This is a genomic window from Streptomyces sp. NPDC030296, assembly GCF_055572815.1.
This window is the reverse complement of the sequence record NZ_JBVICQ010000015.1, coordinates 1-21,340: the sequence shown is the minus strand read 5'-3', so window position 1 is coordinate 21,340 and position 21,340 is coordinate 1. Positions and strand designations below refer to the sequence as shown.

Genomic DNA, 21,340 nt, shown 5'->3' with positions numbered 1-21,340 from the left:
GAGATCTTTTAGAAACGGACATTTCGCAACCCCGCGCCCTCCTGTCATTTTTCTCCCCCCGGGCCAAATGTGATCCGGTTGATCATGGAAGGGGGCGGCCGTGGGCTCGGTTGAGGACGCCGTCCGGAGCGACGTCGAGCAGCTCGGCGACCTGGTCGGCGTCGAGCCGTCCTTGTCCGAGCTGGCCTACTCGCTGGCCCGCAGGATCGACACGGCGGCGACCGCCCAGTGCGACACGTGCGGCGAGGCCGTGCCCGCCGAGGACAAGCTCCTGCCCCAGTTGACCCGCGAGCTGCGGCAGACGCTCGCCCAGTTGCTGGAGGGACGGGCGCCCGACGATGACGACGACCTCGGAGATCTGGCGTCCCCCGAGTGAGTTCGCCGAGGACCTCGAGGAGCGGTACGGGCTGAAGTGCCCGCCGCTGTGGGGGACTCCGCGCAACCCGGACCGCCCGTCGCTGGGGCCGAAGCTGTGGCGCGTCATGGAGAAGCTCGGCGCTCCGCCGATGCCGTGGCAGAAGTACGTCAGCGACGTGGCCCTGGAGATCGACCCGGTCACCGGTCTGTTCGCACACCGCGAGGTCGGGCTGTCGGTGTCCCGGCAGCAGGGCAAGACCGAGCTGTGCCTGGCCGCTCAGGTCCACCGGGCCCTGGCCTGGCGGCGACAGAACATCGTGTACGCGGCGCAGACCCGGGGCATGGCGAGGCAGCGCTGGGAGGACGAGTTCTGGGAGAAGATCTCCGACTCGGATCTGGCCAGGAAGGCGCGCATCCGTAAGAGCAACGGCAACGAGGCGATCCTGTGGCCGGGCACGCGCTCGAAGATGGGCATCACCGCCAACACGGAGAAGGCCGGCCACGGCCCCGCGCTGGATCTCGGGTTCATCGACGAGGCGTTCGCCCACGAGGACGACAGGCTGGAGCAGGCGTTCTCTCCGGCGATGACCACGCGCCCGATGGCGCAACTGTGGTGGGCGTCTGCGGGCGGCACCACCAAGAGCGTGTGGCTGAACAAGAAGCGGGCCATCGGCCGGGCGCTCATCGAGGAGGCGTGGAAGACCGGGGCATGGCCGGCGGTCTGCTACTTCGAGTGGTTCGCCCCGGACGACATGGACCGCGGCGACCCGGCCACCTGGTACGCCACGCTGCCCGCGCTGGGGCACACGGTCACCGAGGCGGTCATCGCCGCCGAGCTGGCGAAGATGGACCCTGCCGAGTTCGACCGGGCCTACCTGAACCGGACGCGGAAGCCGACGCCACCGACGGACCCGAACGTGCCGAAGGGGAAGTGGACCGGGCTGGTCGACGAGGCCAGTCGGCCGGACGCCGTGAGCGTCGCCCTGGCGCTGGACGTGTCGCAGGACCGTCAGCGCTCGGCGATCAGCGCGGCCTCGCTGCGACCCGACGGCAAGGTGCACGTCGAGGTCGTCGCGTACCGGCCGGGCACCGACTGGGTGGTGCCCGCGATGGTGAAGCTGCACGCGCTGTGGAAGCCCGTCGCGGTGGCGGTCGCCGCGGGTTCGCCGGCCGCCTCGCTGATAGACGATCTGATCGCGGCGGGCATCGACGTCCCCGAGGACAAGGACAACCCGCAGCGCGGGGACCTGGCCGTGATGCGGACGGGCGACATCACTGAGGCGTGCGGGCAGCTGGCCGACGCGATGAACCAGGGCACGGTGCGGCACATCGACCAGGTGCCGCTCACGGCCGCGGTGAACGGGGCCAGGACCCGGCGCCAGGGCGACGCCTGGACGCTGGACCGCACCAGCTCGCTGACGGAGATCAGCCCGCTGTGCGCGGTGACGTTCGCCCGGTGGGCGCTGGTGATCCGGGGCCCGCACGTCCTCGACGACTATGACCCGCTCGATTCGATCTACTGAACGGAGGGGTCCGGTGCGCGAGTTGATGACGACCGCGCTCGACGTCACGGGGCTGCTGCTGGTGGCTGCTGGTGCGGGCGCCGGTGCGTACCTGGTGATGGGGTGGGCGGCGCTCGCCGTCAGCGGCGGCGTGGTCCTCCTCGGCTCCGCGCTGGCCGCGCGACCGCCCCGGCGCAAGGGCGGTGAGACGTGAGCCTGTTCCGTCGCCGCGACCATGTGGGCCAGACCGCCGACCAGATGATCCCGCCCCGGCCCGGCACGTCGGGCGGGAGCGCGGCGGTGACGAACGAGACGGCGCTTCGGCACAGCGCCGTGTGGGCGTGCCTGCGGCTCCGCGCCAACCTGATCAGCACCATGCCGGTCGACGTGTACCGCAGGGTCGACGGGATCCAGGTGGAGGTGCCCAAGCCGCCCGTCCTCGTCACCCCTGGGGGCGACGAGGTGGAGATGCCCGAGTGGATGTACTCCAGTCAGTTCGACCTCGACCGGGCGGGCAACACCGTCGGCCTGATCACCGCGAAGGACGGGCTCGGCTTCCCGGCCCGGATCGAGCTGGCGCCGATCGGCGACGTCGCCGTGCGGATGCGCAAGGGCAAGAAGACGTACCGGATCGGCGGCAAGATCTACCAGCCCGAAGAGGTCTGGCACGAGAAGCAGTACACCGTGGCCGGCCTGCCGGTCGGGCTGTCGCCGGTGGCGTATGCGGCGTGGTCGATCAGCGAGTACCTGTCGATCCAGCAGTTCGCCCTGGACTGGTTCTCCGGTGGGGCCATCCCGAACGCGCACCTGAAGAACACCGCGAAGCAGTTGTCGCCCGAGCAGGCCGACGGCGCGAAGCAGCGGTTCAAGGCGGCCGTGATGAACCGGGACCTGTTCGTCACCGGCAACGACTGGGACTACGAGATGATCCAGGCCGAGCATGCGGGCGCCGACTGGATCGCGGCGAAGCAGGCCAGCATCGGCGACATCGCCCGCTACTTCGACTGTCCGTCGGACCTGATCGACGCGGCCGTGTCCGGCAGCTCGGTGACCTACGCCAACATGACCCAGCGCAACCTTCAGTTCCTGGTCATGTCGCTGGGCCCGGCGGTGAAGCGGCGGGAGGACGCGCTGAGCCGTCTCACCTCCCGGCCGCGGTTCGTGAAGCTGAACACGAACGCCCTGTTGCGGATGGACCCGCAGACGCAGGCCGCCGTCCTCAAGACACAGATCGACGGCCGAATGATCGCGCCGTCTGAGGCCCGCGCCCTGTATGACCGCATGCCCTTCACCGAGGACCAGCTGGCCGAGTTCGACCGGCTGTTCGGCAAGGGCGCCCAGGCGCAGCCCACCACCGCGACCCCGCAAGGAGGAACCTCCTGATGACCGACATGGCGACCCTGCGGCAGCAGGCTGCCCAGGCCCGCGCCGGCGCGGCGGGCTCCACCTCAATGGCCGTTCCCCGTGACCGGCCCGAGTCCCCCGAGATCCGGTTCACGTCGCAGCTGCGCGCCAAGAAGGTGACGCGCGACGACATGGACTGGTACGAGGTCGAGGGCTACGCCTCGGCGTTCGAGCAGGGCTACGAGATGTGGGACATGTTCGGGCCCTACACCGAGATCGTCTCCAAGGGGGCCGCGGACAAGACGCTGGCCGCCGATCCCGAGGTGGTGTTCCGCTTCAACCACGCCGGGACGCCGATGGCCTCGACGCGCAACAGCCGCCTCCAGCTGTGGGCGGACGAGCACGGCCTGGGCCAGCGCGCGTGGCTGAACCCCAAGCGGTCGGACGTGCAGCTGCTCGTCCAGGCCATCGAGGACGAGGACGTGCGCGAGCAGTCGTTCATGTTCCGCATCACCTCGGGCCAGTGGTCCCCGGACTACACCGAGTACCGCATCCAGGAGTTCGACCTGGAGCGCGGCGACGTCGGGCCCGTCACCTACGGCGCCAACCCGCACACGTCCATCGCGGCGAGGAGCGGCGAGTTCCTCGACCTCATCCCCAACCTGCCTGCGCTCGTGGCCCGCGAGGCATACGCCCGCCTGGCCCAGCGCTCCGACCTGACCACCGCCCCCGTGCCCGCGCCGCAGATGCCGGCGCCGACGCGGGCGACGGCACCGGCCGCCACCGGGCGGTCGATCTCCATGCTCCGCACTCAGCTGCTCGTCGAGCAGGGCGAGGACTGATCACCTGACACAGCACGCTCTCCGGCAGACGCCCGGAGGCGACCGCCTGTGCCGCCCGGCAGATGACCCGGGTGGGCCGTGGCCCGCTGTTGCTGCACCCACCACGACCCCATCTGTACGGAGGGACACACCCATGCCCGGAACCATCGACGACCTGATCGCCTCGATCGAGGTCGAACTGGAGGCCGCGCACAAGCGGCAGAAGAAGTGCGGCGCCGAGATCCAGCTGATCCTCGACAAGGCACAGCAGGACGGCCGCTCGAACCTCAGCGCCGAGGAAGACCAGCGCGTGGCCGAGCTGTTCGCCGCGCGGGACCAGGCGAAGAACGACATCGCCGGTATCGAGAACAAGCTGGCGAACGCCAACAAGATCAAGGCCGAGGAGATGGAGCGGGAGGCGAAGCAGAAGGAGTCCCGCGAGACCCAGACCCGCAAGCCCTCCTATGACCAGGTCGCCCGCGTTGGTCGGGAAGAGCGGACGTACCGCAAGGACCAGGACCCGCTGGGCAAGGGCTTCCTGATGGACATCGCCCGGCAGTTCTCGCACCAGGACGTCGAGGCCGCGGGTCGTCTTGCCCGGCACATGCAGGAGGAGCGCGTTGAGCGCGCCGAGTACCTCCAGCGCGCCGTCGGCACGGGTGCGTTCACGGGCCTGACGGTCCCGCAGTACCTGACCGACATGTACGCCCCGGCTACTGCGGCGCTGCGCCCGTTCGCGGACGTCTGCAACCCGCACCCGCTGCCGGAATCGGGCATGTCCATCGAGATCTCCCGGATCACCACTCCCTCGTCGGCTGGCCTCCAGGCCTCGCAGAACTCGGCCGTTTCCGAGCAGAACATGGACGACACTCTGCTGTCGGTGCCCGTGAAGACGGCGGCCGGCCAGCAGACGGTGTCCCGGCAGGCGATCGACCGGGGCACGGGCATCGAGGACGTGGCCTTCCAGGACCTGTTCAACCGGGTCGCCACCAACCTGGACAACACGTTGCTGAACGAGGCCAGCACCGGCCTGACCAACGTGGCGCAGGCCAACGCCTACACCGACGCGACCCCCACCGGTGCTGAGCTGTACCCGAAGATCCTCGGGGCGGCGGCTGGAGTGGAGGCGAACATGCTCGCCATGGGCGCGCCGACCCACGCCGTCATGCACTCGCGCCGCTGGTACTGGCTGTCCAGTCAGATGTCGAACACCTGGCCCCTGGTCAACTTCCAGGGGATCCCCACACAGGCCGGAGCTGTAGGCGACCCGAACAGCAGCTACGCGTCCGGCCCGCGGGGCGTGCTGCCGTCCGGCCTGGTGGTCATCGTCGACAACAACATCGCGACAAACCTCGGCGCCGGCACGAACGAGGACGAGGTCTACGTCGTCCCCCGGGCGGAGTGCCACCTGTGGGAGGACGAGGGCGCGCCCATGTTCATCCGCGCCGAGCAGGCCGCCGCCGCGTCCCTCGGCGTCGTGCTCGTGGCCTACAGCTACTTCGCGTACACGTTCCAGCGCTACGCGAACGGCATGCAGAAGGTCGGCGGCACGGGCCTCATCACGCCCGCCTTCTGACCGTCCCCACCGCGCGGCCCGGCCGACTCCCCGGGCCGCGCGGTCCGCCACCGCACAGACGGGAGGCCCGCACGATGTCGACCATTCCGGCGCTCGGCGGCGAGCGGTACCCGAACACCGCCCGCCTGTCGAACGCGCAGACCGGCGACGGCGCCTCGACGAACATCGTCGACCGCGGCGCCGCGACCGAACGCCCGGCGCTGCTCACGATCACCACCACCGTCGGTGCGACGCCGACCTGTACCTACGCGATCGAGGGCAGCGCTGACGGGGCGTCCTGGTTCGCCGTCTCCTACGCCGAGACCGCCACCCCCGACACGGGCAGCGTGGCCACGTTCGCCATCACCACGGCCACGACCACCCGCAAGATCCTGCGGGCACACCAGCCGTGGCGGTACCTGCGGCTGACGTACTCGGCGAACACCAACGTCACGAACACCGCGGACCTCACGGTCTTCTGAGGAGGGGCCACATGGCCAAGAACCAACGGATGATCGCCGCGCTGTTGCGCGAGCGCGAGGGCTACGTCCGGCGCGGGCTCGACGACCGCGTGCGCCAGGTCGACGAGCAGCTGGAGCACCACGGCTACTCCGGCGACCCGGACGAGAACGACGGACCCGAGGGCCGCACCGCCGAGCCCAAGCGGACCGCCGACGCGGGCAAGCCCCCGGCGAAGAAGACCGCGGCGAAGAAGACGGCCGCAGGCAAGCCGCCCGCCGACCCGTCGACCGGGCAGCCGGCCCCGGCGCCGGGCGACTGAGTGCGCCGTGGCGAACGAGTACGGCGATCTGCCTACGCTGCGGCGGCGGGCGGGGCTGGCGGCCGACGACACCAGCCAGGACGCGGACCTGGAGAGCGCGCGGGCCGCCGCTTCCGGCAGCATCAACCTGACGTGCGGTCGCAGGTTCTGGCTGGACCCCGCGCCGGTGGCGCGCACCTACCGTCCGCGCGGGCGCGTGGTGTGCGACGCCGACGGCGAGACCCTGCTGGTCGACGACATCGGCAACGTCGCCGGACTGGTCGTGGAGACCGGACCGGCCGGCGGACCGTGGACGGCGGTCACCGGGTACGAGACGACGCCGGACAACGCGCTCGCCGACGGCCGCCCGGTCACCGGTCTGCTCCTGCCGAACAGCACCTGGTCGCGAGGGAGCACAACCCGCGTGCGGGTCACCACCCGCTTCGGCTGGCCGGCCGTCCCGCCCGACATCACCGAGGCCACGTACATCCAGGCCACCCGCCTGCACAAGCGGAAGAACAGCCCGGAAGGGATCCTCGGCTCGGCGGAGTGGGGAGTCGTGCGACTGTCGCGCCGCGACCCCGATGTGTGGGCGCTGCTTGAGCCCTACATCCTGCCCGGCTTCGGATAGGGGAAGGGGCGCCCGTGCAGATCTCTCCGATCCGCAACAAGATCGCCGACGCTGCCCGCGCGGTGACCCTACCCCCCGGCACGGGGAAGCTGACGTGCACCGGCTACGTACCCGACGCTGTCGCCGCACCCTGCTTCTTCGTGGCCGAGGTCGAGGTCAACTACGACCGCGCCATGGGCCGCAAGCTGGACGAGCTGCTGTTCACCTGCCGCGCGCTCATCGGCCGGTCGGACGACCGCACTTCCCAGCTCATCCTCGACGGGCTGCTGTCCGGCAGCGGGCCCGCGTCCCTGAAGGCCGCCATCGAGGTGGCGCGCGGGGCGCCTGGCGAGATGGCGCTGGACGGTCTCGCCGATGACCTGCACCTGCAACGCGTGCAGGGCTACCGCTGGTACGAGCATGAGGGCACCACCTACGTGGGCGCCGAGCTGATCATCAAGGTCATCGGACCGGGAGACATCTGATGAAGATCCGCATCACCCAGCAGCAGCCGGACGGAGCCATGATCAACGGGGTGCCGTGGCCGGACGAGGGCGAGGAGATCGACCTCCCCACCAACCAGGCCGCGCACCTGGTCGCGGCCGGCGTCGCCGAGGAAGTCACCGAGCCGGATCCCGAGGCGAAGCCGAAGCGCCGCGGCCGGTCGCGAGACGAGGGGGAGGGGTGACGTGGCGAAGACCGTACTGACCAACGTCCGCTGCTTCGCCGTCGGCGTCGACCTGACCGGCAACAGCAACAAGATCGAACTGTCGGCGGAGGTCGAGGAGAAGGACGCCACGAACTACGCCTCGCAGGGTTGGGGCGAAGTCATGGGAGGGCTCGCCTCGTCGGAGCTGTCCGGGGAGGGGCAGTGGGAGGCGGGCGATCCGTCCAAGGTCGACGATGCGTCGTGGTCGCAGCTGGGCGGCGTCGGCCCGTGGTCGGTCAGCGCGAACAACGCGGCCGCCGTCGGGGACCTGGCCTACCTCGTCAACGCCCTGCGCTCCGAGTACAAGCTCGGCGAGGCGGTCGGTGAGATCGCCCCGTGGACCGGCACCGCGAAGGGCAGCTGGCCGGTGGCGCGCGGGCAGTTCGCGCACCCGCCCGGCACCGCCCGCACCGCGACCGGCACGGGCACCGGCCTGAACCTCGGGGCCGTCGCCGCCGGCCGACGCCTGTACGCCACGCTGCACGTGCTGTCGGTGGCGGGCACTACGCCCTCGATCACCGCGCGCGTCGAGTCCGACGACAACTCCGGGTTCTCCTCGGCCACCACCCGGCTGACGTTCGACGCGGCCACCGCGATCGGCGGGCAGATCCTGCGCACCGACGGCACAGCCATCACCGACATGTGGTGGCGCATGGCGTGGACGATCACCGGGACCACGCCGTCGTTCCTGTTCACCGGCGGGCTCGGCATCCAGTAGGCCCCGCTCATCCCCGGCCCGCGCGCGGGCCCTTCGCCATGCCCTGAAAGGAGGGCCCTTCGCCATGCCCAAGATGGTCCTGACCGCGGAGTACCTGTCCATCAACGCCAACGTCCTGAACGCCTACACCCGCAAGGCCGAGTTGACGGTCGAGGTGGAGGAGAAGGACGTCACGAACTACGCCAGCGCCGGGTGGAAGGAAGTGCTCGGCGGCATCAAGTCGGCCGGCCTGGCGGTCGAGTTCCTCCAGTCCTTCACCGCCGCCGAACTCGACGCCATCATGTGGCCGCTCCTCGGGACGGTCGTGCCGTTCGAGGTGCGGGCGGACCAGGCCGTCGTCGGCACGTCCAACCCGAAGTACACCGGCAGCGTCCTGATCAACGGCTGGTCGCCGCTGACGGGGTCGGTCGGTGACGAGGCCACCGTGTCGCAGGAGTTCCCGACGAGCGGCGCGGTGACAAGGGCGACGGCCTGATGTCCGGCTCGGGCCGCTCGTCGACGGGCTCGCTCAATCTGCGGCTCACCCCGCAGAACCTGCGGAACATCTCCCGCGCACTGCGCGCCGAGGAGGACGGCAAGGAGCTGCGCAAGGAGCTGACGCGCAACATGCGCGAGGCGCTCAAGCCGGGAGCCGTCCAGGCCAAGAGCAACATCATGTCGATGGGGTCCGCGACACCGCACGGCGGCCCGGCGCTGAAGTCGTCGATCGCCCGGAAGATCCGGCCCGAGGTCCGGATCTCCGGCCGGTTCCCCGGCGCGAAGATCAAGGCGTTCAAGACGCCGAACGTGCGCGGCTTCGCCAACGCGGCCAAGCGCACCAACAGGGCGAGCGGGTGGCGGCACCCGGTCTACGGCAACCGCGAGGTGTGGGTCCAGCAGACCGGCAAGGTCCGCTGGTTCGACCGCGCCTTCGAGGGCCAGCACAACACCTACGAGCACGCCGTGAAATCCGCGCTGGCCGACATGGTCAACCGGATCGCGTCACGGTCCGGCAGCAACGGCACTTCCTGAAGGCGGTCATCTTGAAGGTCACGTACACCCCCGAAGACGGCGAGCCGCAGGTCTTCGACTACAACCCGAACAAGCTGCTGTCGGCCGAACGTGAGGCGCTGGAGGAGCGCACGAGTAAGCCGTTCAGCGACTTCGCCATGGGCGTGCTGAAGGGCAACGCCCTGTGCCGTCGGGCGCTGCTGCACGTCCTGCTGAAGAGGCAGCACCCGACGCTGCGCTTCGACGACGTCGACTTCTGCTGGGACGAGCTGGAGGTCGAGATGACCAAGGGCGAGATCGACCTGGCCGTGGCCCGCATGCGGGAGAAGGGCGGCAGCGAGCAGATGATCGAGGGAATGCTGGCCCAGCGCGAGACCGCGCCGGAGGACGAGGGAAAAGCCCGGCTGCCCTTCGCCGTCTGAGGAACCTCGGCAACGCCGCCCACGTGCTGCACATGACCCCCCGCGACTGGGACCTGCTGACCGTCGAGGAGACAGACCACCTCCTCAACTGGCTGGAGGCGTACACCGAGCGGATGCAAGAGGCCGCCGACAAGGCCAAGTCCAGGCGGTAGAGAGGGGGGCTCATGTCGGACACCAGTCTCGTCTTCGCCCTGTCCACGCGGGACGACACCAGCGAGGGAATGCGGGACGCGCGGCAGACGGTCGAGCAGGAGTCGGCGGCGATGGCGGCCGACGTCGAGCAGGGCGGCGCCACGGCGGGCGCCGGGTTCGGCGAGAACCTGAAGGCAGGCGTGGCCACGGCGATGGTCGCCGTCGGGGCGATCGTCGCCGCCGGGTTCGCCGAGGCCCTCGACCAGTCCCGCCTGTCCAGCAAGCTGGCCGCACAACTGGACCTGACCAAGGCCGAGTCCGAGCGGGTCGGCGGCGTGGCCGGCGATCTGTTCGCCGAGGCCTACGGCGACAGCTTCGAGACGGTCAACACCGCGGTCGGCTCCGTCATGTCGTCGATCGAGGGCATGTCGGACGCATCCGCCGGCGAACTCAAGGACGCGACGGCCGAGGCACTCAACTTCGCCGAGGCATTCGACATCGACGTCACCCGTGCCGCCCAGAGCGCGGGCGTAGCGATCCACGCGGGGCTCGCCGAGGACGCCACCGAAGCGTTCGACCTGATGACGGCCGCCGCGTCCAAGGTGCCCGCCCACCTGCGCGAGGGCGTCCTGGACGCGGCCGACGAGTACGGCCAGTTCTTCAAGACCCTCGGGTTCAGCGGCGAGGAAGCCTTCGCGGTCCTCGTCGACGGGGCGAAGAAGGGCGAGTTCGGCATCGACAAAGCCGGTGACGCGATCAAGGAATTCACGATCCTGTCCACCGACATGTCGACCTCCAGCCAGGACGCCTACAAGACGATCGGCCTGGACGCGAAGGAGATGGCCAACGCCATCCTCGCGGGCGGCGACACCGCCAAGGGCGCCACCCAGAAGATCATCGACGGCCTGCTCGGCATCGAGGACCCAGCCGACCAGGCCAACGCGGCGATCGCCCTGTTCGGTACCCCGCTGGAAGACCTGAACGTCAAGGACATCCCCGACTTCCTGGAGTCCCTGAAGGGCGCCAGCGGATCCATGGACGACTTCAAGGGCGCGGCCAAGCGGACGGGCGACACGCTGCGGGACAACGCGGGCACCCAAGTCGAAGCCTTCCGCCGCTCGGTGCAGCAGAACGTCGTCGAGTTCCTCGGTGATACCGCGATCCCCGGGATCCTCGACTTCAAGGCCCGGTTCCAGGATGTGTTCGGCAGCATCTGGGACGAGGCCGGGGCGGGCGGCGCCGAGGGCGTGGACCGGGTCGTCGCGTTCTTCCAGACCCTCGGTCAGCGCCTGGTCCAGAAGATCGTGGAGTTCGCGCCGAAAGCGGTCGACGCGCTGATCGGGTTCGGGCAGACCATCGCCGAGTACGTGACCGCGAACCCAGAGAAGGTCTTCAAGATCGCCGTGATCGCGGGGGCCCTGACGCTGGCGCTCGTCGCGCTGCCCATGCTGGTGGCCGGAGCGCTCGGCGCGACCGCCTTCCTGATCGTCGCCGGTTTCGTGTCGAAGCTGGGTTCGATCCTGAACGAGAAGCTGCCCGAGTGGTGGCAGTCCTTCACCGGCTGGGTCAGCACCAAGGCGAGCGAGGCCGGCCAGGTCTTCAGCGTGGTCGGCTCCGCCATCGGCAACTGGTTCTCCGGCCTGTGGAGCCGGTACGTCTCCGGCCCCGTCAGCCGTCAGTGGGACGCCTGGACCGGCACCGTGCAGGCCCTGCCCGGTCGCACGGTCACCGCCCTGTCCAGCCTCGGCAGCCGCCTCGCAAGCGCGGCCAGCAGCGGGTGGCAGCGCTTCAAGGACGCGGCCGTGACCAAGGCCGCCGACTTCATCGTGTGGGTGAGCCGCATCCCGGGCCGCATCGCCTCAGGTATCGGCTCTCTGCGCAGCCTGCTGTACCAGAAGGGCCGCGACGTGGTGACCGGCCTGTGGAACGGAATCTCCTCGCTCGGCGGCTGGCTGTGGGACAAGGTCGGCAGCTTCGTTCGGGAACGCGTGGTCGGTGCCGCCACGAGCTTCCTGGACATCGGCTCCCCCTCGAAGCTGATGGCGGACGCGGTCGGCCACTGGCTTCCACCGGGTATTGCCCAGGGCGCCGAGGACAACCGCGGCGTCCTCGACGACACGATGCGCGGACTCGTCGACCCGCAGCTGGCTGTGCCCGCCTCACCCCTCGGCACGGGCTTCGCGCCGATGGCCGGGGCCGCCGCCGGAGCGGGCGGGCGCTGGACTCTGGTGGTCCGGCTGGAGGGGCCCGAGTCCGTGAAGCGGTTGATCCGGGAGATCGTCGCGATCGACGGCGGCGGCGACGTGCAAGCCGCGCTCGGCAGTTGAGGAGGGAGGTGCGGTCGTGGCATTCCCGCAGACGCCGCTCGTCGTCACCATCGCGCTGTTCCTCGGCGGGGCGTGGGTGGACATCACCGCCGACGTCTACAACCGCGACCAGATCGTCATCACCTGGGGACGGCAGGACTGGGCGGCGACCGCCGACACCACGAAGTGTCCGCTCACCCTGAACAACCGGAGCGGCAAGTACTCCCGGCGCAAGCCGGACGGCCCCTACTACGGGATGCTCGGACTGAACACCCCGGTCCGCATCGACTTCACCAGCCCTACGGGCGTGCTGTGGGAGCGGTTCGAGGGACACATCTCCAGCTGGCCCACCCGCTGGGACCCCTCCGGCAAGGACGTCACCACCACCGTCCAGGCCAACGGCGTCCGCCGCCGCCTGGTCCAGGGCAAGAAGGCGCTGAAGGACCCGCTGCGCCGTCACGTCCAGTCGCTCGGCCCGCTGCGGTACTGGCCACTGACCGACGGCGAGCGGGCCCGCGAGGGATCCGAGATCGTCGTCGGCTCCCAGCCGATCCGCGCCATCGGCACCGCGGGCAGCTTCTACCAGGGACAGCCGGACTGGGGGAAGGGATCGCTGGCGCCGTGGCTCGATCCAGTGGTGCAGCTGCCCGCCAGCACCGAGGGCAACCTCACCGTCAAGGTCGCGCCGATGACGCTGACCTCGTGGACGGTCGACCACTACCGGGCCGGGGCCGGCGGGACCGAGGACGACTTCACCGTCTTCGACAGCGGGCAGGCCACGGACGCCGACCCGATCCTGGGGTGGCTCGTGGTCACCGACCGCGTGAGCAACGACGTCGAGCTGCGCGTGCTGTCGATGGGCGAGACCACGTCGTCGCTCACGACACTGACCACGGTCGCCAGCCCGGGCATCTTCGACGACGGCCTGCACATGCTCCGGCTGACGACCACGGCGAGCGGCGGCTCGACGGCCTGGGCCCTCGCCGTCGACGGCGCCACCGTCGCCAGCGGCACGCACGCCGTGCCGCACCGGCCGGTCACCCGCTTCCGCTACCGGTGGGGCGCGTTCGCGTCCATGGCCGAGCCCATGTCGCTCGGGCACATCACCTACTGGGGCGCCTCGCCGCCGTCCGCGGCCGCGACGTGGCGGGCCGCCGAGGGCTATGACCGGGAGTTGGCCGGGCGGCGCATCGAGCGCCTGTGCATCGAGCAGGGCGTGCCGCTCACCGTGAACGGCAACCTCGACCAGTCCTTGCCGATGGGCCCGCAGAAGTCGGGCTCGTTCCTCGACCTGTTGCAGTCCGCGGCCGACGTCGACGGCGGCGTGATCCACGAAGCGCGCGGCGGCGGTCTCGCGTACCGCACCTGCCGCTCGAAGTACAACCAAGGGATGTGACATGGCCCTCGACGTAGCCTCGGTGTGGACCGGCGCGACGACCCACACGAGCGCGGTCGTCAAGGCGAAGCTGGCGGCGGCCACCGCGAGCACGCTGCTGGTCGCCGACAACGAGGCCATGACCGGGGCGGTGACTCTCGGCCCCGTCTCGCCGGGCGCCGACAACGTCATCGTCTGGAATGTCACCGGCCTCACCCCGAACACGGCGTACTGGGTGGTCGTCAACGACGGCGCCCTCAACACGTCCTTCAAGGCCACGTTCCGCACGCACCCCGTGGCGGCCGGGGAGCGGGCGAGCTACATCTTCGGCGCGGCGGGCGATGCGGGGCTGACGGGCGACGGCGACGAGGGCACTGTCACCAGCGGCGTCTCCAACGGCTTCGTGTTCGACACCATGCGCGTCCAGGCCGCGGTCGAGGGATGGACCTGGTTCAGTCACCTGGGGGACCTGCACTACAAGAACATCTCGACGAACACGCCGGCCTCGTTCCGCAGCGCCTACGCCGAGACGATGAACTATGGCGGGGCCATCAACCCCGCCGCCCGCCAGGGCCAGTTCCTCCGCTCCCTCGCCTCGACCTACGTGTGGGACGACCACGACTTCGGCGCCAACAACTCGGACAGGACGAGCGCGTCCAACCCTGCGGCGAACCAGGTCTACCGCGAGTGGGTGCCGCACTACCCGCTGCCCGGCGGGACGACCGGGATCTACCAGAGCTGGCAGGTGGGCCGCGTCCTCTACGTCGCCTCTGACGTCCGCTCGTTCCGGGACCCCAACAGCGACCCGCTCACCCCCGCCAAGACGATGCTGGGCACGGCCCAGAAGGCGTGGATGGAGGCGCTGCTGTCGACGGCCCGCGGCAACGGGGCCGAGGCCCTGGTGTGGCAGACGCCGTCCCGCTGGGTCGGCAGCGACGACACCTGGACCGACTTCGCCTACGAGCGGGCCGAGATGGTCGAGCTGTTCGGCGACACCGGATGGCTCGACCGGATGATCCTCATGACCGCCGACATGCACGCCGTCTCGATCTGCTCGGGCCCCGCCAACGGCTACGGCAGGTTCCCCATGTTCATGTTCGCGGGCATGGACGCGGGCGCCTGGTCGACCGGCCCGGAGTACGACATCGGCTCCGTGGCCGGCCGCCGCCAGTACGGCACCATGCGCGTCCAGGACAACGGGCACACCATCGCCCTGACCGGCACCGGCTACCACGACGGCACCGTGCTCATGCAGCACACCGCCTACCTCCACGTCGGCAACCCGGTCATCGCCCTGTCCCACGGCGGCGGCCACATCAGCGAGCCGTTCACCCCGACCGACGACGACCAGAAGATCCGCAACCTCGTCACCGCCCGCCGCACCGACGGCGGCGAGTACACCTACGCCAAAACCACCGGCCCGTACAACACCGGCGACCCGGCCACCGACGCCGACGCGGTGGGCGAGTACGACGAGGGCGTGGAGGTCAACGTCGCCGACGACGCCCAGCTGCCCGACCAAGCCTCGTGGCGCGTCGCCCTGTCCACCGTCGACGAGGACCGCTACCCCGTCGTCCGGATCGACCTCGCCCGCAACCCCGACCTCGTCGACCAGGTCGCCGGCCTGTACGTGGGCGACCGGCTGACCATCTCCGACCCGCCGCCGGAGCAGGCCCCCGACACCATCGAGATCGTCGCCGAGGGCGGCACCGAACGCATCGGCCACCCCAACCACCTGGACGTCGACCTCAACGCCTCGCCCGGCACGCCGTGGCTGGTCGCCCACCTCGTCGAACCTGCGACCCTCGTGAGCGTTGGCTTCGAGACCGACCTGGAGTCCTTCACCGGGGAGGGCGGCGCGGCCGTCGCCCGGATCGCGGCGCCCGGCGTGCCGCCGTTCGGCGGGTCCTGGTCGTGCCGGATCACCCCCGACGGGGTGACCGCCACGGGCGGCGCCGTCGGCCCGATCACCGCGACGAGCACCATCGTGCCCGGCACGCAGTACCGCGTCTCGATGTGGGCCTACGCCGCGGGCGGCATGGCCGACGTCCGCCCGGCCGTGCACTGGCACGACGAGGCCGGTACGTTCCTGTCCTCCTCCGGGCCTGCACAACCGGCGCTGGCCGCAGGGGTGTGGACGCTCATGACTGCGGTGGTGACCGCTCCGGCGAACGCCACCCGCCTCAAGGCGAGGGCCATCCACGGGGGCACACCGGCCGCGTCAGCGGTCTGGTACGCGGACGCGATCGCCGTGAAGGAGGTGACCGCCACCGGCAAGAGCGCGGGCCCCGACCGGCCCAACCGCTACGACACCGGCAGCTCCCATCTGGTCTCCGCGGTGAACTCCTCGGCCACGAGCTTCGTCGTGCACACCCCGCCCGACGGCATACGGGACCGGGCGCCGTGGATCCAGTCCACCGGCATCACCGCCCTGCTGCCCGCCCAGTTCCCCTTCGACCTGAAGGTGGGCGGGGAGGTGGTGCGCTGCACCGCGTGCACGCCGAGCGGGCTGGACCAGTTCGGACGGTCGGTCTCGAACGGCTGGGGCAGCGCGACAGTGGGCGGCGCCTGGTCCAACTCCGGGGGCACGAACGCCGACTACGACGTCAACGGCAGCGTCGGCCGGCACTCGCACCCCAGCCGGAACGTCTTCCGGTACACGACGCTCAACGCACTGTCGCTGGCCGACGTCGAGGTGCGGGCCAGCATCACCATCCCGGTCGTGCCCACCGGCGACGGCCTGTCCGCATTCGTCCTGGCCCGCGCCAACATCGGCGTCGGCTCGTACTACTTCGCCAGACTGACGGCCGCCACCACGAGCACCGTGCAGCTGACCCTCCGCAAGAGGCTGCCCGCCGAGACGCTCCTCGCGACCGCCCCGCACACGCTGCCCTTCACTGCGGGCGCCACGTACCGCGTGCGCCTCCAGATCGAGGGCACCACCGTGCGGGCGAAAGCCTGGCCGGCGGGCGGCGTGGAACCGGTGGACTGGGAGGTCTCGGCGACCGATACCAGCCTCGCCACCGGCGCCGTCGGATGCGGGTCGTTCGTGCCGACCACCAACACCAACGCCCTGCCGATCACCTTCAGCTTCGACGACGTCGAGGTCTTCCCCCAGGTGATGACCGTGCAGCGCAGCATCAACACCGTCGTCAAGAGCCACGCCGCGGGCGCCCCGATCTCGCTCGCCCGGCCCGCGCCCGCCGCCCTGTAGGAGGACCCAGCCATGTCGATTCCCCAGTGGTTCGCGGGCCAGGTCATGATCGCGGACGCTGCCAACGCGCGCCACCCGAAGCTGGTCCAGCAGGAGAACGACCAGACGGTCACCTCGTCGACCGTGGTCATCAACTCGGAGATCGCGTTCACGCCGGAGCCGAACGCGACCTACCTGTACTGGCTGTGGATCTCCTACTCGGCGACGATCAACTCCGGGTTCCGGTGGAGCTGGCTCGCCGCCGGGGCCACCTTCTGCTCGTTCACCCAGTCCATCTCCAGCCCCGGCGCGAGCGGCACCGCGAACACCCCGCAGTCCGTGAACTTCCGGCGCCCGGCCAACACGACTGGCCGCCTGGCGGGCGGCTCCGACGCGGCCTCGCCGCCGGCGAACTTCCACTCGGCTTACGACGTCGGGACGTTCACCACCGACGGCACCACCAGCAGCGTGACGTTGCAGTTCGCGCAGGCCGTCTCGCACGCCAACCAAACCATCCTCCGCGGCGGCAACCAGACCCGCATGGTTTACATGCGCATCGCCTGACCGCCGCCCACCCGTACCGCCCCGAGCCTGCCTGGCCGGGGCCTTTCTCATGTCTGGAGGGGCCCATGGCACCACCCATGACTGCCGCTCGGTTCGCCGCGGTACTGCGCGCCGAGGGGCTGACGGTCGTCGAGGTCGGCGACTGGGAGGACCACAACCGCAACCACAAGGGCCCGTGGGGCCCGGTCCACGGGGTGATGATCCATCACACCGTGACCAAGGGCAGTGCCCGCACCGTGGGGATCTGCCGCGACGGGTACACCTCGCTGCCCGGCCCGCTGTGCCACGGCGTCATCACCAAGGACGGCCGCGTCCACCTCGTTGGCTACGGCCGCGCCAACCACGCCGGCAGCGGCGACGGCGACGTGCTCCAGGCCGTCATCGCCGAGAAGGCGCTGCCCGCCGACAACGAGGCGGACACCGACGGCAACCGGCACTTCTACGGCTTCGAGTGCGAGAACCTCGGCGACGGCGAGGACCCGTGGCCCGAAGTGCAACTGACCGCGATCGAGAAGGTGTCGGCCGCGATCTGCCGCCACCACGGCTGGACCGAGCGCAGCGTCATTGGCCACCTCGAATGGCAGCCCGGAAAGGTCGACCCGCGCGGCTTCACCATGGCCTCGATGCGCGCCCGGATCCACAACCGACTCGCGCCGACCACCACCTACACCGTCGCCAAGGGCGACACCCTCTGGTCGATCGCCGCGAGCAAGCTCGGCGACGGCAACCGCTGGCGCGAGATCGCCGACCTCAACGCCCTCAAGAACCCCGACGACATCACGCCGGGCCAGACCCTCAAGCTCCCCAAGAAGTGAGGTAGCGGCATGTCCGCATTCCCCTCCACCCAGACCGTCATCAAGACCGCGCGCACCTACGGCCGCGACCTGCTGGAGCGCGTCCTGTCCACGTTCCTCCAGTCGTTCATCGCGGGAGTCGTCGTCACCCAGCCCCTCGACGGCAGCATGTGGTACGCCGCCGGGGCCGGCGGGGTCGGCGCCGTACTGGCCCTTGTGAAGGGGCTCGTCGCGCGCTGGCGGGACGTGGTGAACTCGGCGTCCCTCGCCAAGGGCGTGTGATGCGCTCGGCGGCCCGGCGGCTCACCGAGAAGCTGGGCCGCCGCGGCGTCTTCCTCCTGATCCTCGGTGTGGGCAAGACCTGCTGGGGCGCGAGCTTCCTCGTCGACCCGCCGCCCGCCATCGGCCTGGAGTTCCTCACCCAGTTCTGCAGCCTCCGCCACTGGTCGTGGCTCTGGATCGTGTGTGGCCTGATCACCACCGTCTCGGCGTTCCTCCGGATCGGCCGCGACTGGTTCGGGTTCCTGGCCGCCCTCATTCCCCCCACCGTGTGGGCGGCCGCCTACACCGTCGCCGTCTTCAGCGGCGACTACTCACGCGGCGGGTTCGTCGCCGTCTGGTACGCGACCTCGCACATCGGGGTCATCATGTGGGCGGCCTGGGTGCCCGAGCATTCGGTCCCCCCAGCGCCGAGGCTCGCCCGGAAAGGCGAGGCCGGATGAACGTCGGCGAATGGGCGGGGCTCATAGCCGCGGCCGGGAGTGTCCTCGGCGGTGGCGGCTGGTTCGTCGCCCGCGCCACCCGCGACGCTGCCCGCGCGACCGCAGCGGCGACGGAGGCGGCGGCCCGCGCGAATGCAGCGCCCTCGCAGCAGCAGGCTTCCCTCGCCGTGCTGGAGGCGACGGTGAAGCGGGTCGACGAGGAGAACGGATCTTTGCGCGGAAAGATGTCGCGGCTGGAGGCGGTGCTCCGCGCATTCGCCTGGACGACGGACCGGTGGTCCCAGCAGATGCACCGCTCCGGCATAGAGCCCGAGCCCGCCCACCCGCTCGTCGACGAGTACAACCGAACCGGAGTGTGACAACGGCGCGCCCCCTGCACGGTCCATCACGGGCCGGGCAGGGGGCGCTTGTCGCTGCCCAGCGCGCGCCCCCTGAGTGCTCCCCGCCCCCGCCGAGAGGTCCGTCACAGCAGGTACACAAGTGGGAGACGTGGACGGCACGCGGTGCCACGGCCCAGATCACCCGACACCGCGTCAGATCAGGGTGGCCGCCTCGGAATCTAAGGTGCCGCTTTTCCCGCCCGGCACCCAGTGCCGATCAGGGATGACTCGAGTTGTCGACGCCGTGTCGTAGCCTGACTGAGGCAGCGTCGCCTTCGATTCGTAGGTGACAGATTTGTGCCCTCGCGCAGGGGTGATGACCCTGCGGAGGGCAAAGACCAGGAGGATGCAGCTCCATGGCACAACCGCACGGTAACGCAGGCCTGCCCGCTGAATCCAGTGGGGGGTCTAGTCCTTTCGACCGGATCATGCATCTGGACCACCACGGACAGGAACGGTGGTCCGCCCGCGACCTCCAGATCCTCATGGGGTACAGCAAGTGGCAGGAGTTCGAGAAGGCCATCGGCAAGGCGCAGACGGCCATCACGAACAGCGGGATGGATCCACTTGATCACTTTACGGGCGCCCGTAAAGTGATCACTGGCGGGCGCTGGGGGCGCCAGGAGGTCAGTGACTACCGACTGACCCGCTTCGGCGCGTACCAGGTAGCGCTCAACGCCGACCCGTCTAAGCCGGAGGTCGCCGCAGCGAAGACGTACTTCGCCGTGAAGACCCGCGAGGCCGAGCTCGCTGCCAAGCCGGACGTGTCCAGCCCTGAGGGTGTCCTTGTCCTCGCCCAGCAGTACCTCGCCGCCGCCCAGGAGCTCGTCACCACTAAGCAGGAACTGGCCGTAGCGAAGCCGAAGGCTGGCAAGTGGGACGCGTTCTGCAACGCGGACGGACTCATCGACATGGGTGCCGCCGCCAAGGCGTTCCACAAGGTCACTGGTGGACTCGGGCGCACGAAGTTCATGGACCGCCTCCGCGAGGACGACCTTCGCTTCCTTCAGGTGCAGAACCCGCGGATCCCCTACGAGATCCACATCCAGAAGGGGCGCGCCGAGGTCAAGTTCGTACAGGCCGGCTACAAGATGGTCGAGCAGACCTTCTTCACGCCGAAGGGCATGGACTGGCTCGCCGACAAGCTGGGCGTGGGTGGCGCGGCACTTCCTGCCGCCTGAGCACCACGTATGCGCCCCCTCCAACCATTCTGGGCAGGAGGGGGCGCATCGTCATGCCCGGGGACTGCTATTCGTCGAGGTCGATGACGAAGTCGACGATGGTGGTGTCGCCGCGGCGCACGATCGGGTGGGCCACCTCGACGATCCGGCCCGTGTCGGCGATGTGCCTGCGGGTGTACCGCAGCACCGGCACGCCGGCGCCGATCCGTAGCGTCGCCGCCTCCAGCTCGGTCGGCATACCCGCGGTGAACGACTCTGTGATCCGGGTGACCCGCAGTCCGATGCTCGCCATCTGGGCCCGAGTCCCGCCCGGCCACGGCTCGTTGATCGGATCCGACACCGGCGTGCCCGCCACGTCCGACCAGCGCACGTAGGACGTCGACATCTGGGTGGGCTGGTCGTTGTCGTAGAACACGAAGTGCCGGGCGAGGAGCCGCTCACCCGCCTCGCACTCGAAGAGGGCCGCGAGTTCGGCGTCCGCCTGCACCTTCTCGAACCGCTTGTCGAGGCGGTACTCGCTCCACCCGATGCCCTGGTCGCGGGTGTACGGCGTGGACTTGGCGCCGGGCGTGGACCGGTAGCGGTCGGCGGCCATGCGGTGCACGGGCGGCCGGGGCCGCACGCGGGTGCCGGCCCTGGCGCGGGTCTCGATGAGCCCCTCGTTGGCGAGGAGGCGGAGCGCGTTGCGGATGGTGGTCTCGGAGACGCCGCCGTACTCGCGGCACAGGGCGGGGAGTGTGGGGATCTGGTCGCCTGGTCCGTACTCGCCGGAGGAGATGCGTCGCCGCAGGTCGGCGGCGATTCGCAGGCACTCGGGCTGTGCCACCGAGACACCCCCACTTCGAATGATCGAGTCAATCTGAGTACACATACTCTCCCGTCCCGCTTGACCGGCGCCAATCTCG

The 21,340-nt window shown here is 70.1% G+C and carries 26 protein-coding genes; 25 read left to right on the top strand and 1 reads right to left on the bottom strand.

Annotated elements, in window-relative coordinates; translation table 11 throughout:
- The first annotated feature begins 100 nt into the window (after nt 1-100).
- The 25 genes from ACZ4Z3_RS34115 to ACZ4Z3_RS33995 all read left to right on the top strand — a co-directional run bounded on the left by ACZ4Z3_RS34115 (nt 101) and on the right by ACZ4Z3_RS33995 (nt 20,435).
- Complete coding sequence (locus ACZ4Z3_RS34115) at nt 101-376, top strand: hypothetical protein (protein WP_468504676.1); 276 nt, start codon at nt 101-103, stop codon at nt 374-376.
- Entirely contained in the window at nt 339-1,880 is a 1,542-nt protein-coding gene (locus tag ACZ4Z3_RS34110; RefSeq protein WP_468504675.1) for a terminase large subunit domain-containing protein, read from the top strand. The genes ACZ4Z3_RS34115 and ACZ4Z3_RS34110 overlap by 38 nt, the downstream gene beginning before the upstream one ends.
- A 13-nt stretch (nt 1,881-1,893) precedes the next feature.
- Nucleotides 1,894-2,073, top strand: coding sequence for a hypothetical protein (locus ACZ4Z3_RS34105; RefSeq protein WP_237313495.1), 180 nt, complete (start codon nt 1,894-1,896; stop codon nt 2,071-2,073).
- A complete protein-coding gene (locus ACZ4Z3_RS34100) occupies nt 2,070-3,242 on the top strand; it encodes a phage portal protein (RefSeq protein WP_468504674.1) in 1,173 nt (390 codons plus the stop codon). Before ACZ4Z3_RS34105 ends, ACZ4Z3_RS34100 begins: the two co-directional genes overlap by 4 nt.
- Nucleotides 3,242-4,045 (top strand): HK97 family phage prohead protease, encoded by an 804-nt coding sequence (locus tag ACZ4Z3_RS34095; RefSeq protein WP_237313497.1) that lies wholly within the window; start codon nt 3,242-3,244, stop codon nt 4,043-4,045. The genes ACZ4Z3_RS34100 and ACZ4Z3_RS34095 overlap by 1 nt, the downstream gene beginning before the upstream one ends.
- 133 nt (nt 4,046-4,178) lie before the next feature.
- On the top strand, nt 4,179-5,600 hold the full coding sequence (locus tag ACZ4Z3_RS34090; RefSeq protein ID WP_468504673.1) for a phage major capsid family protein: 1,422 nt from the start codon (nt 4,179-4,181) through the stop codon (nt 5,598-5,600).
- A gap of 74 nt (nt 5,601-5,674) precedes the next feature.
- Nucleotides 5,675-6,061 (top strand): hypothetical protein, encoded by a 387-nt coding sequence (locus ACZ4Z3_RS34085; protein ID WP_468504672.1) that lies wholly within the window; start codon nt 5,675-5,677, stop codon nt 6,059-6,061.
- 11 nt (nt 6,062-6,072) lie between these two features.
- Complete coding sequence (locus ACZ4Z3_RS34080) at nt 6,073-6,360, top strand: hypothetical protein (protein ID WP_468504671.1); 288 nt, start codon at nt 6,073-6,075, stop codon at nt 6,358-6,360.
- Between the two features lie 7 nt (nt 6,361-6,367).
- The gene (locus ACZ4Z3_RS34075; protein WP_468504670.1) at nt 6,368-6,970 is read left to right on the top strand and encodes a phage gp6-like head-tail connector protein; all 603 of its coding nucleotides are present in this window, start codon (nt 6,368-6,370) and stop codon (nt 6,968-6,970) included.
- 14 nt (nt 6,971-6,984) lie between these two features.
- A complete protein-coding gene (locus ACZ4Z3_RS34070) occupies nt 6,985-7,434 on the top strand; it encodes a hypothetical protein (protein WP_468504669.1) in 450 nt (149 codons plus the stop codon).
- Nucleotides 7,434-7,637 (top strand): hypothetical protein, encoded by a 204-nt coding sequence (locus tag ACZ4Z3_RS34065; RefSeq protein ID WP_468504668.1) that lies wholly within the window; start codon nt 7,434-7,436, stop codon nt 7,635-7,637. The genes ACZ4Z3_RS34070 and ACZ4Z3_RS34065 overlap by 1 nt, the downstream gene beginning before the upstream one ends.
- A gap of 1 nt (nt 7,638) precedes the next feature.
- Entirely contained in the window at nt 7,639-8,376 is a 738-nt protein-coding gene (locus ACZ4Z3_RS34060; protein WP_468504667.1) for a hypothetical protein, read from the top strand.
- Between the two features lie 64 nt (nt 8,377-8,440).
- Entirely contained in the window at nt 8,441-8,851 is a 411-nt protein-coding gene (locus tag ACZ4Z3_RS34055) for a phage tail tube protein (RefSeq protein WP_468504666.1), read from the top strand.
- Nucleotides 8,851-9,387: a hypothetical protein gene (locus tag ACZ4Z3_RS34050; protein ID WP_468504665.1), complete on the top strand. Its 537-nt coding sequence runs from the start codon at nt 8,851-8,853 to the stop codon at nt 9,385-9,387. Before ACZ4Z3_RS34055 ends, ACZ4Z3_RS34050 begins: the two co-directional genes overlap by 1 nt.
- Before the next feature lie 11 nt (nt 9,388-9,398).
- The gene (locus tag ACZ4Z3_RS34045; protein ID WP_468504664.1) at nt 9,399-9,788 is read left to right on the top strand and encodes a hypothetical protein; all 390 of its coding nucleotides are present in this window, start codon (nt 9,399-9,401) and stop codon (nt 9,786-9,788) included.
- 23 nt (nt 9,789-9,811) lie between these two features.
- On the top strand, nt 9,812-9,940 hold the full coding sequence (locus ACZ4Z3_RS34040) for a hypothetical protein (RefSeq protein WP_468504663.1): 129 nt from the start codon (nt 9,812-9,814) through the stop codon (nt 9,938-9,940).
- Nucleotides 9,941-9,952: 12 nt separating this feature from the next.
- A complete protein-coding gene (locus tag ACZ4Z3_RS34035) occupies nt 9,953-12,247 on the top strand; it encodes a phage tail tape measure protein (protein WP_468504662.1) in 2,295 nt (764 codons plus the stop codon).
- A 16-nt stretch (nt 12,248-12,263) separates the two neighbouring features.
- Nucleotides 12,264-13,622 (top strand): hypothetical protein, encoded by a 1,359-nt coding sequence (locus tag ACZ4Z3_RS34030; RefSeq protein ID WP_468504661.1) that lies wholly within the window; start codon nt 12,264-12,266, stop codon nt 13,620-13,622.
- A 1-nt stretch (nt 13,623) separates the two neighbouring features.
- The gene (locus ACZ4Z3_RS34025) at nt 13,624-16,815 is read left to right on the top strand and encodes an alkaline phosphatase D family protein (protein ID WP_468504660.1); all 3,192 of its coding nucleotides are present in this window, start codon (nt 13,624-13,626) and stop codon (nt 16,813-16,815) included.
- 12 nt (nt 16,816-16,827) lie between these two features.
- Nucleotides 16,828-17,358, top strand: coding sequence for a hypothetical protein (locus ACZ4Z3_RS34020; RefSeq protein ID WP_468504659.1), 531 nt, complete (start codon nt 16,828-16,830; stop codon nt 17,356-17,358).
- A 77-nt stretch (nt 17,359-17,435) separates the two neighbouring features.
- Nucleotides 17,436-18,173 carry a LysM peptidoglycan-binding domain-containing protein gene (locus tag ACZ4Z3_RS34015; protein WP_468504658.1) on the top strand — a complete coding sequence of 246 codons (738 nt, stop codon included), beginning with the start codon at nt 17,436-17,438 and terminating at the stop codon, nt 18,171-18,173.
- A gap of 9 nt (nt 18,174-18,182) precedes the next feature.
- Nucleotides 18,183-18,434 carry a hypothetical protein gene (locus tag ACZ4Z3_RS34010; protein ID WP_468504657.1) on the top strand — a complete coding sequence of 84 codons (252 nt, stop codon included), beginning with the start codon at nt 18,183-18,185 and terminating at the stop codon, nt 18,432-18,434.
- Nucleotides 18,434-18,874: a hypothetical protein gene (locus ACZ4Z3_RS34005; RefSeq protein ID WP_468504656.1), complete on the top strand. Its 441-nt coding sequence runs from the start codon at nt 18,434-18,436 to the stop codon at nt 18,872-18,874. Before ACZ4Z3_RS34010 ends, ACZ4Z3_RS34005 begins: the two co-directional genes overlap by 1 nt.
- Nucleotides 18,871-19,233 carry a hypothetical protein gene (locus tag ACZ4Z3_RS34000; protein WP_468504655.1) on the top strand — a complete coding sequence of 121 codons (363 nt, stop codon included), beginning with the start codon at nt 18,871-18,873 and terminating at the stop codon, nt 19,231-19,233. The genes ACZ4Z3_RS34005 and ACZ4Z3_RS34000 overlap by 4 nt, the downstream gene beginning before the upstream one ends.
- 449 nt (nt 19,234-19,682) lie before the next feature.
- The gene (locus ACZ4Z3_RS33995; protein ID WP_468504654.1) at nt 19,683-20,435 is read left to right on the top strand and encodes a phage antirepressor KilAC domain-containing protein; all 753 of its coding nucleotides are present in this window, start codon (nt 19,683-19,685) and stop codon (nt 20,433-20,435) included.
- A 67-nt stretch (nt 20,436-20,502) separates the two neighbouring features.
- Here ACZ4Z3_RS33995 and ACZ4Z3_RS33990 read toward each other — a convergent pair whose 3' ends face one another.
- On the bottom strand, nt 20,503-21,261 hold the full coding sequence (locus tag ACZ4Z3_RS33990; RefSeq protein ID WP_468504653.1) for a GntR family transcriptional regulator: 759 nt from the start codon (nt 21,259-21,261) through the stop codon (nt 20,503-20,505).
- Between the last annotated feature and the right edge of the window lie 79 nt (nt 21,262-21,340).

Coding starts and splice junctions, on each gene's coding strand:
- ACZ4Z3_RS34055 (WP_468504666.1), top strand. CDS start 8,441: ATGCCCAAGATGGTCCTGACCGCGGAGTACCTGTCCATCAACGCCAAC.
- ACZ4Z3_RS34005 (WP_468504656.1), top strand. CDS start 18,434: ATGCGCTCGGCGGCCCGGCGGCTCACCGAGAAGCTGGGCCGCCGCGGC.
- ACZ4Z3_RS34080 (WP_468504671.1), top strand. CDS start 6,073: ATGGCCAAGAACCAACGGATGATCGCCGCGCTGTTGCGCGAGCGCGAG.
- ACZ4Z3_RS34110 (WP_468504675.1), top strand. CDS start 339: ATGACGACGACCTCGGAGATCTGGCGTCCCCCGAGTGAGTTCGCCGAG.
- ACZ4Z3_RS34000 (WP_468504655.1), top strand. CDS start 18,871: ATGAACGTCGGCGAATGGGCGGGGCTCATAGCCGCGGCCGGGAGTGTC.
- ACZ4Z3_RS34025 (WP_468504660.1), top strand. CDS start 13,624: ATGGCCCTCGACGTAGCCTCGGTGTGGACCGGCGCGACGACCCACACG.
- ACZ4Z3_RS34035 (WP_468504662.1), top strand. CDS start 9,953: ATGTCGGACACCAGTCTCGTCTTCGCCCTGTCCACGCGGGACGACACC.
- ACZ4Z3_RS34015 (WP_468504658.1), top strand. CDS start 17,436: ATGACTGCCGCTCGGTTCGCCGCGGTACTGCGCGCCGAGGGGCTGACG.
- ACZ4Z3_RS34010 (WP_468504657.1), top strand. CDS start 18,183: ATGTCCGCATTCCCCTCCACCCAGACCGTCATCAAGACCGCGCGCACC.
- ACZ4Z3_RS34095 (WP_237313497.1), top strand. CDS start 3,242: ATGACCGACATGGCGACCCTGCGGCAGCAGGCTGCCCAGGCCCGCGCC.
- ACZ4Z3_RS34020 (WP_468504659.1), top strand. CDS start 16,828: ATGTCGATTCCCCAGTGGTTCGCGGGCCAGGTCATGATCGCGGACGCT.
- ACZ4Z3_RS34090 (WP_468504673.1), top strand. CDS start 4,179: ATGCCCGGAACCATCGACGACCTGATCGCCTCGATCGAGGTCGAACTG.
- ACZ4Z3_RS34050 (WP_468504665.1), top strand. CDS start 8,851: ATGTCCGGCTCGGGCCGCTCGTCGACGGGCTCGCTCAATCTGCGGCTC.
- ACZ4Z3_RS34065 (WP_468504668.1), top strand. CDS start 7,434: ATGAAGATCCGCATCACCCAGCAGCAGCCGGACGGAGCCATGATCAAC.
- ACZ4Z3_RS33995 (WP_468504654.1), top strand. CDS start 19,683: ATGCATCTGGACCACCACGGACAGGAACGGTGGTCCGCCCGCGACCTC.
- ACZ4Z3_RS34085 (WP_468504672.1), top strand. CDS start 5,675: ATGTCGACCATTCCGGCGCTCGGCGGCGAGCGGTACCCGAACACCGCC.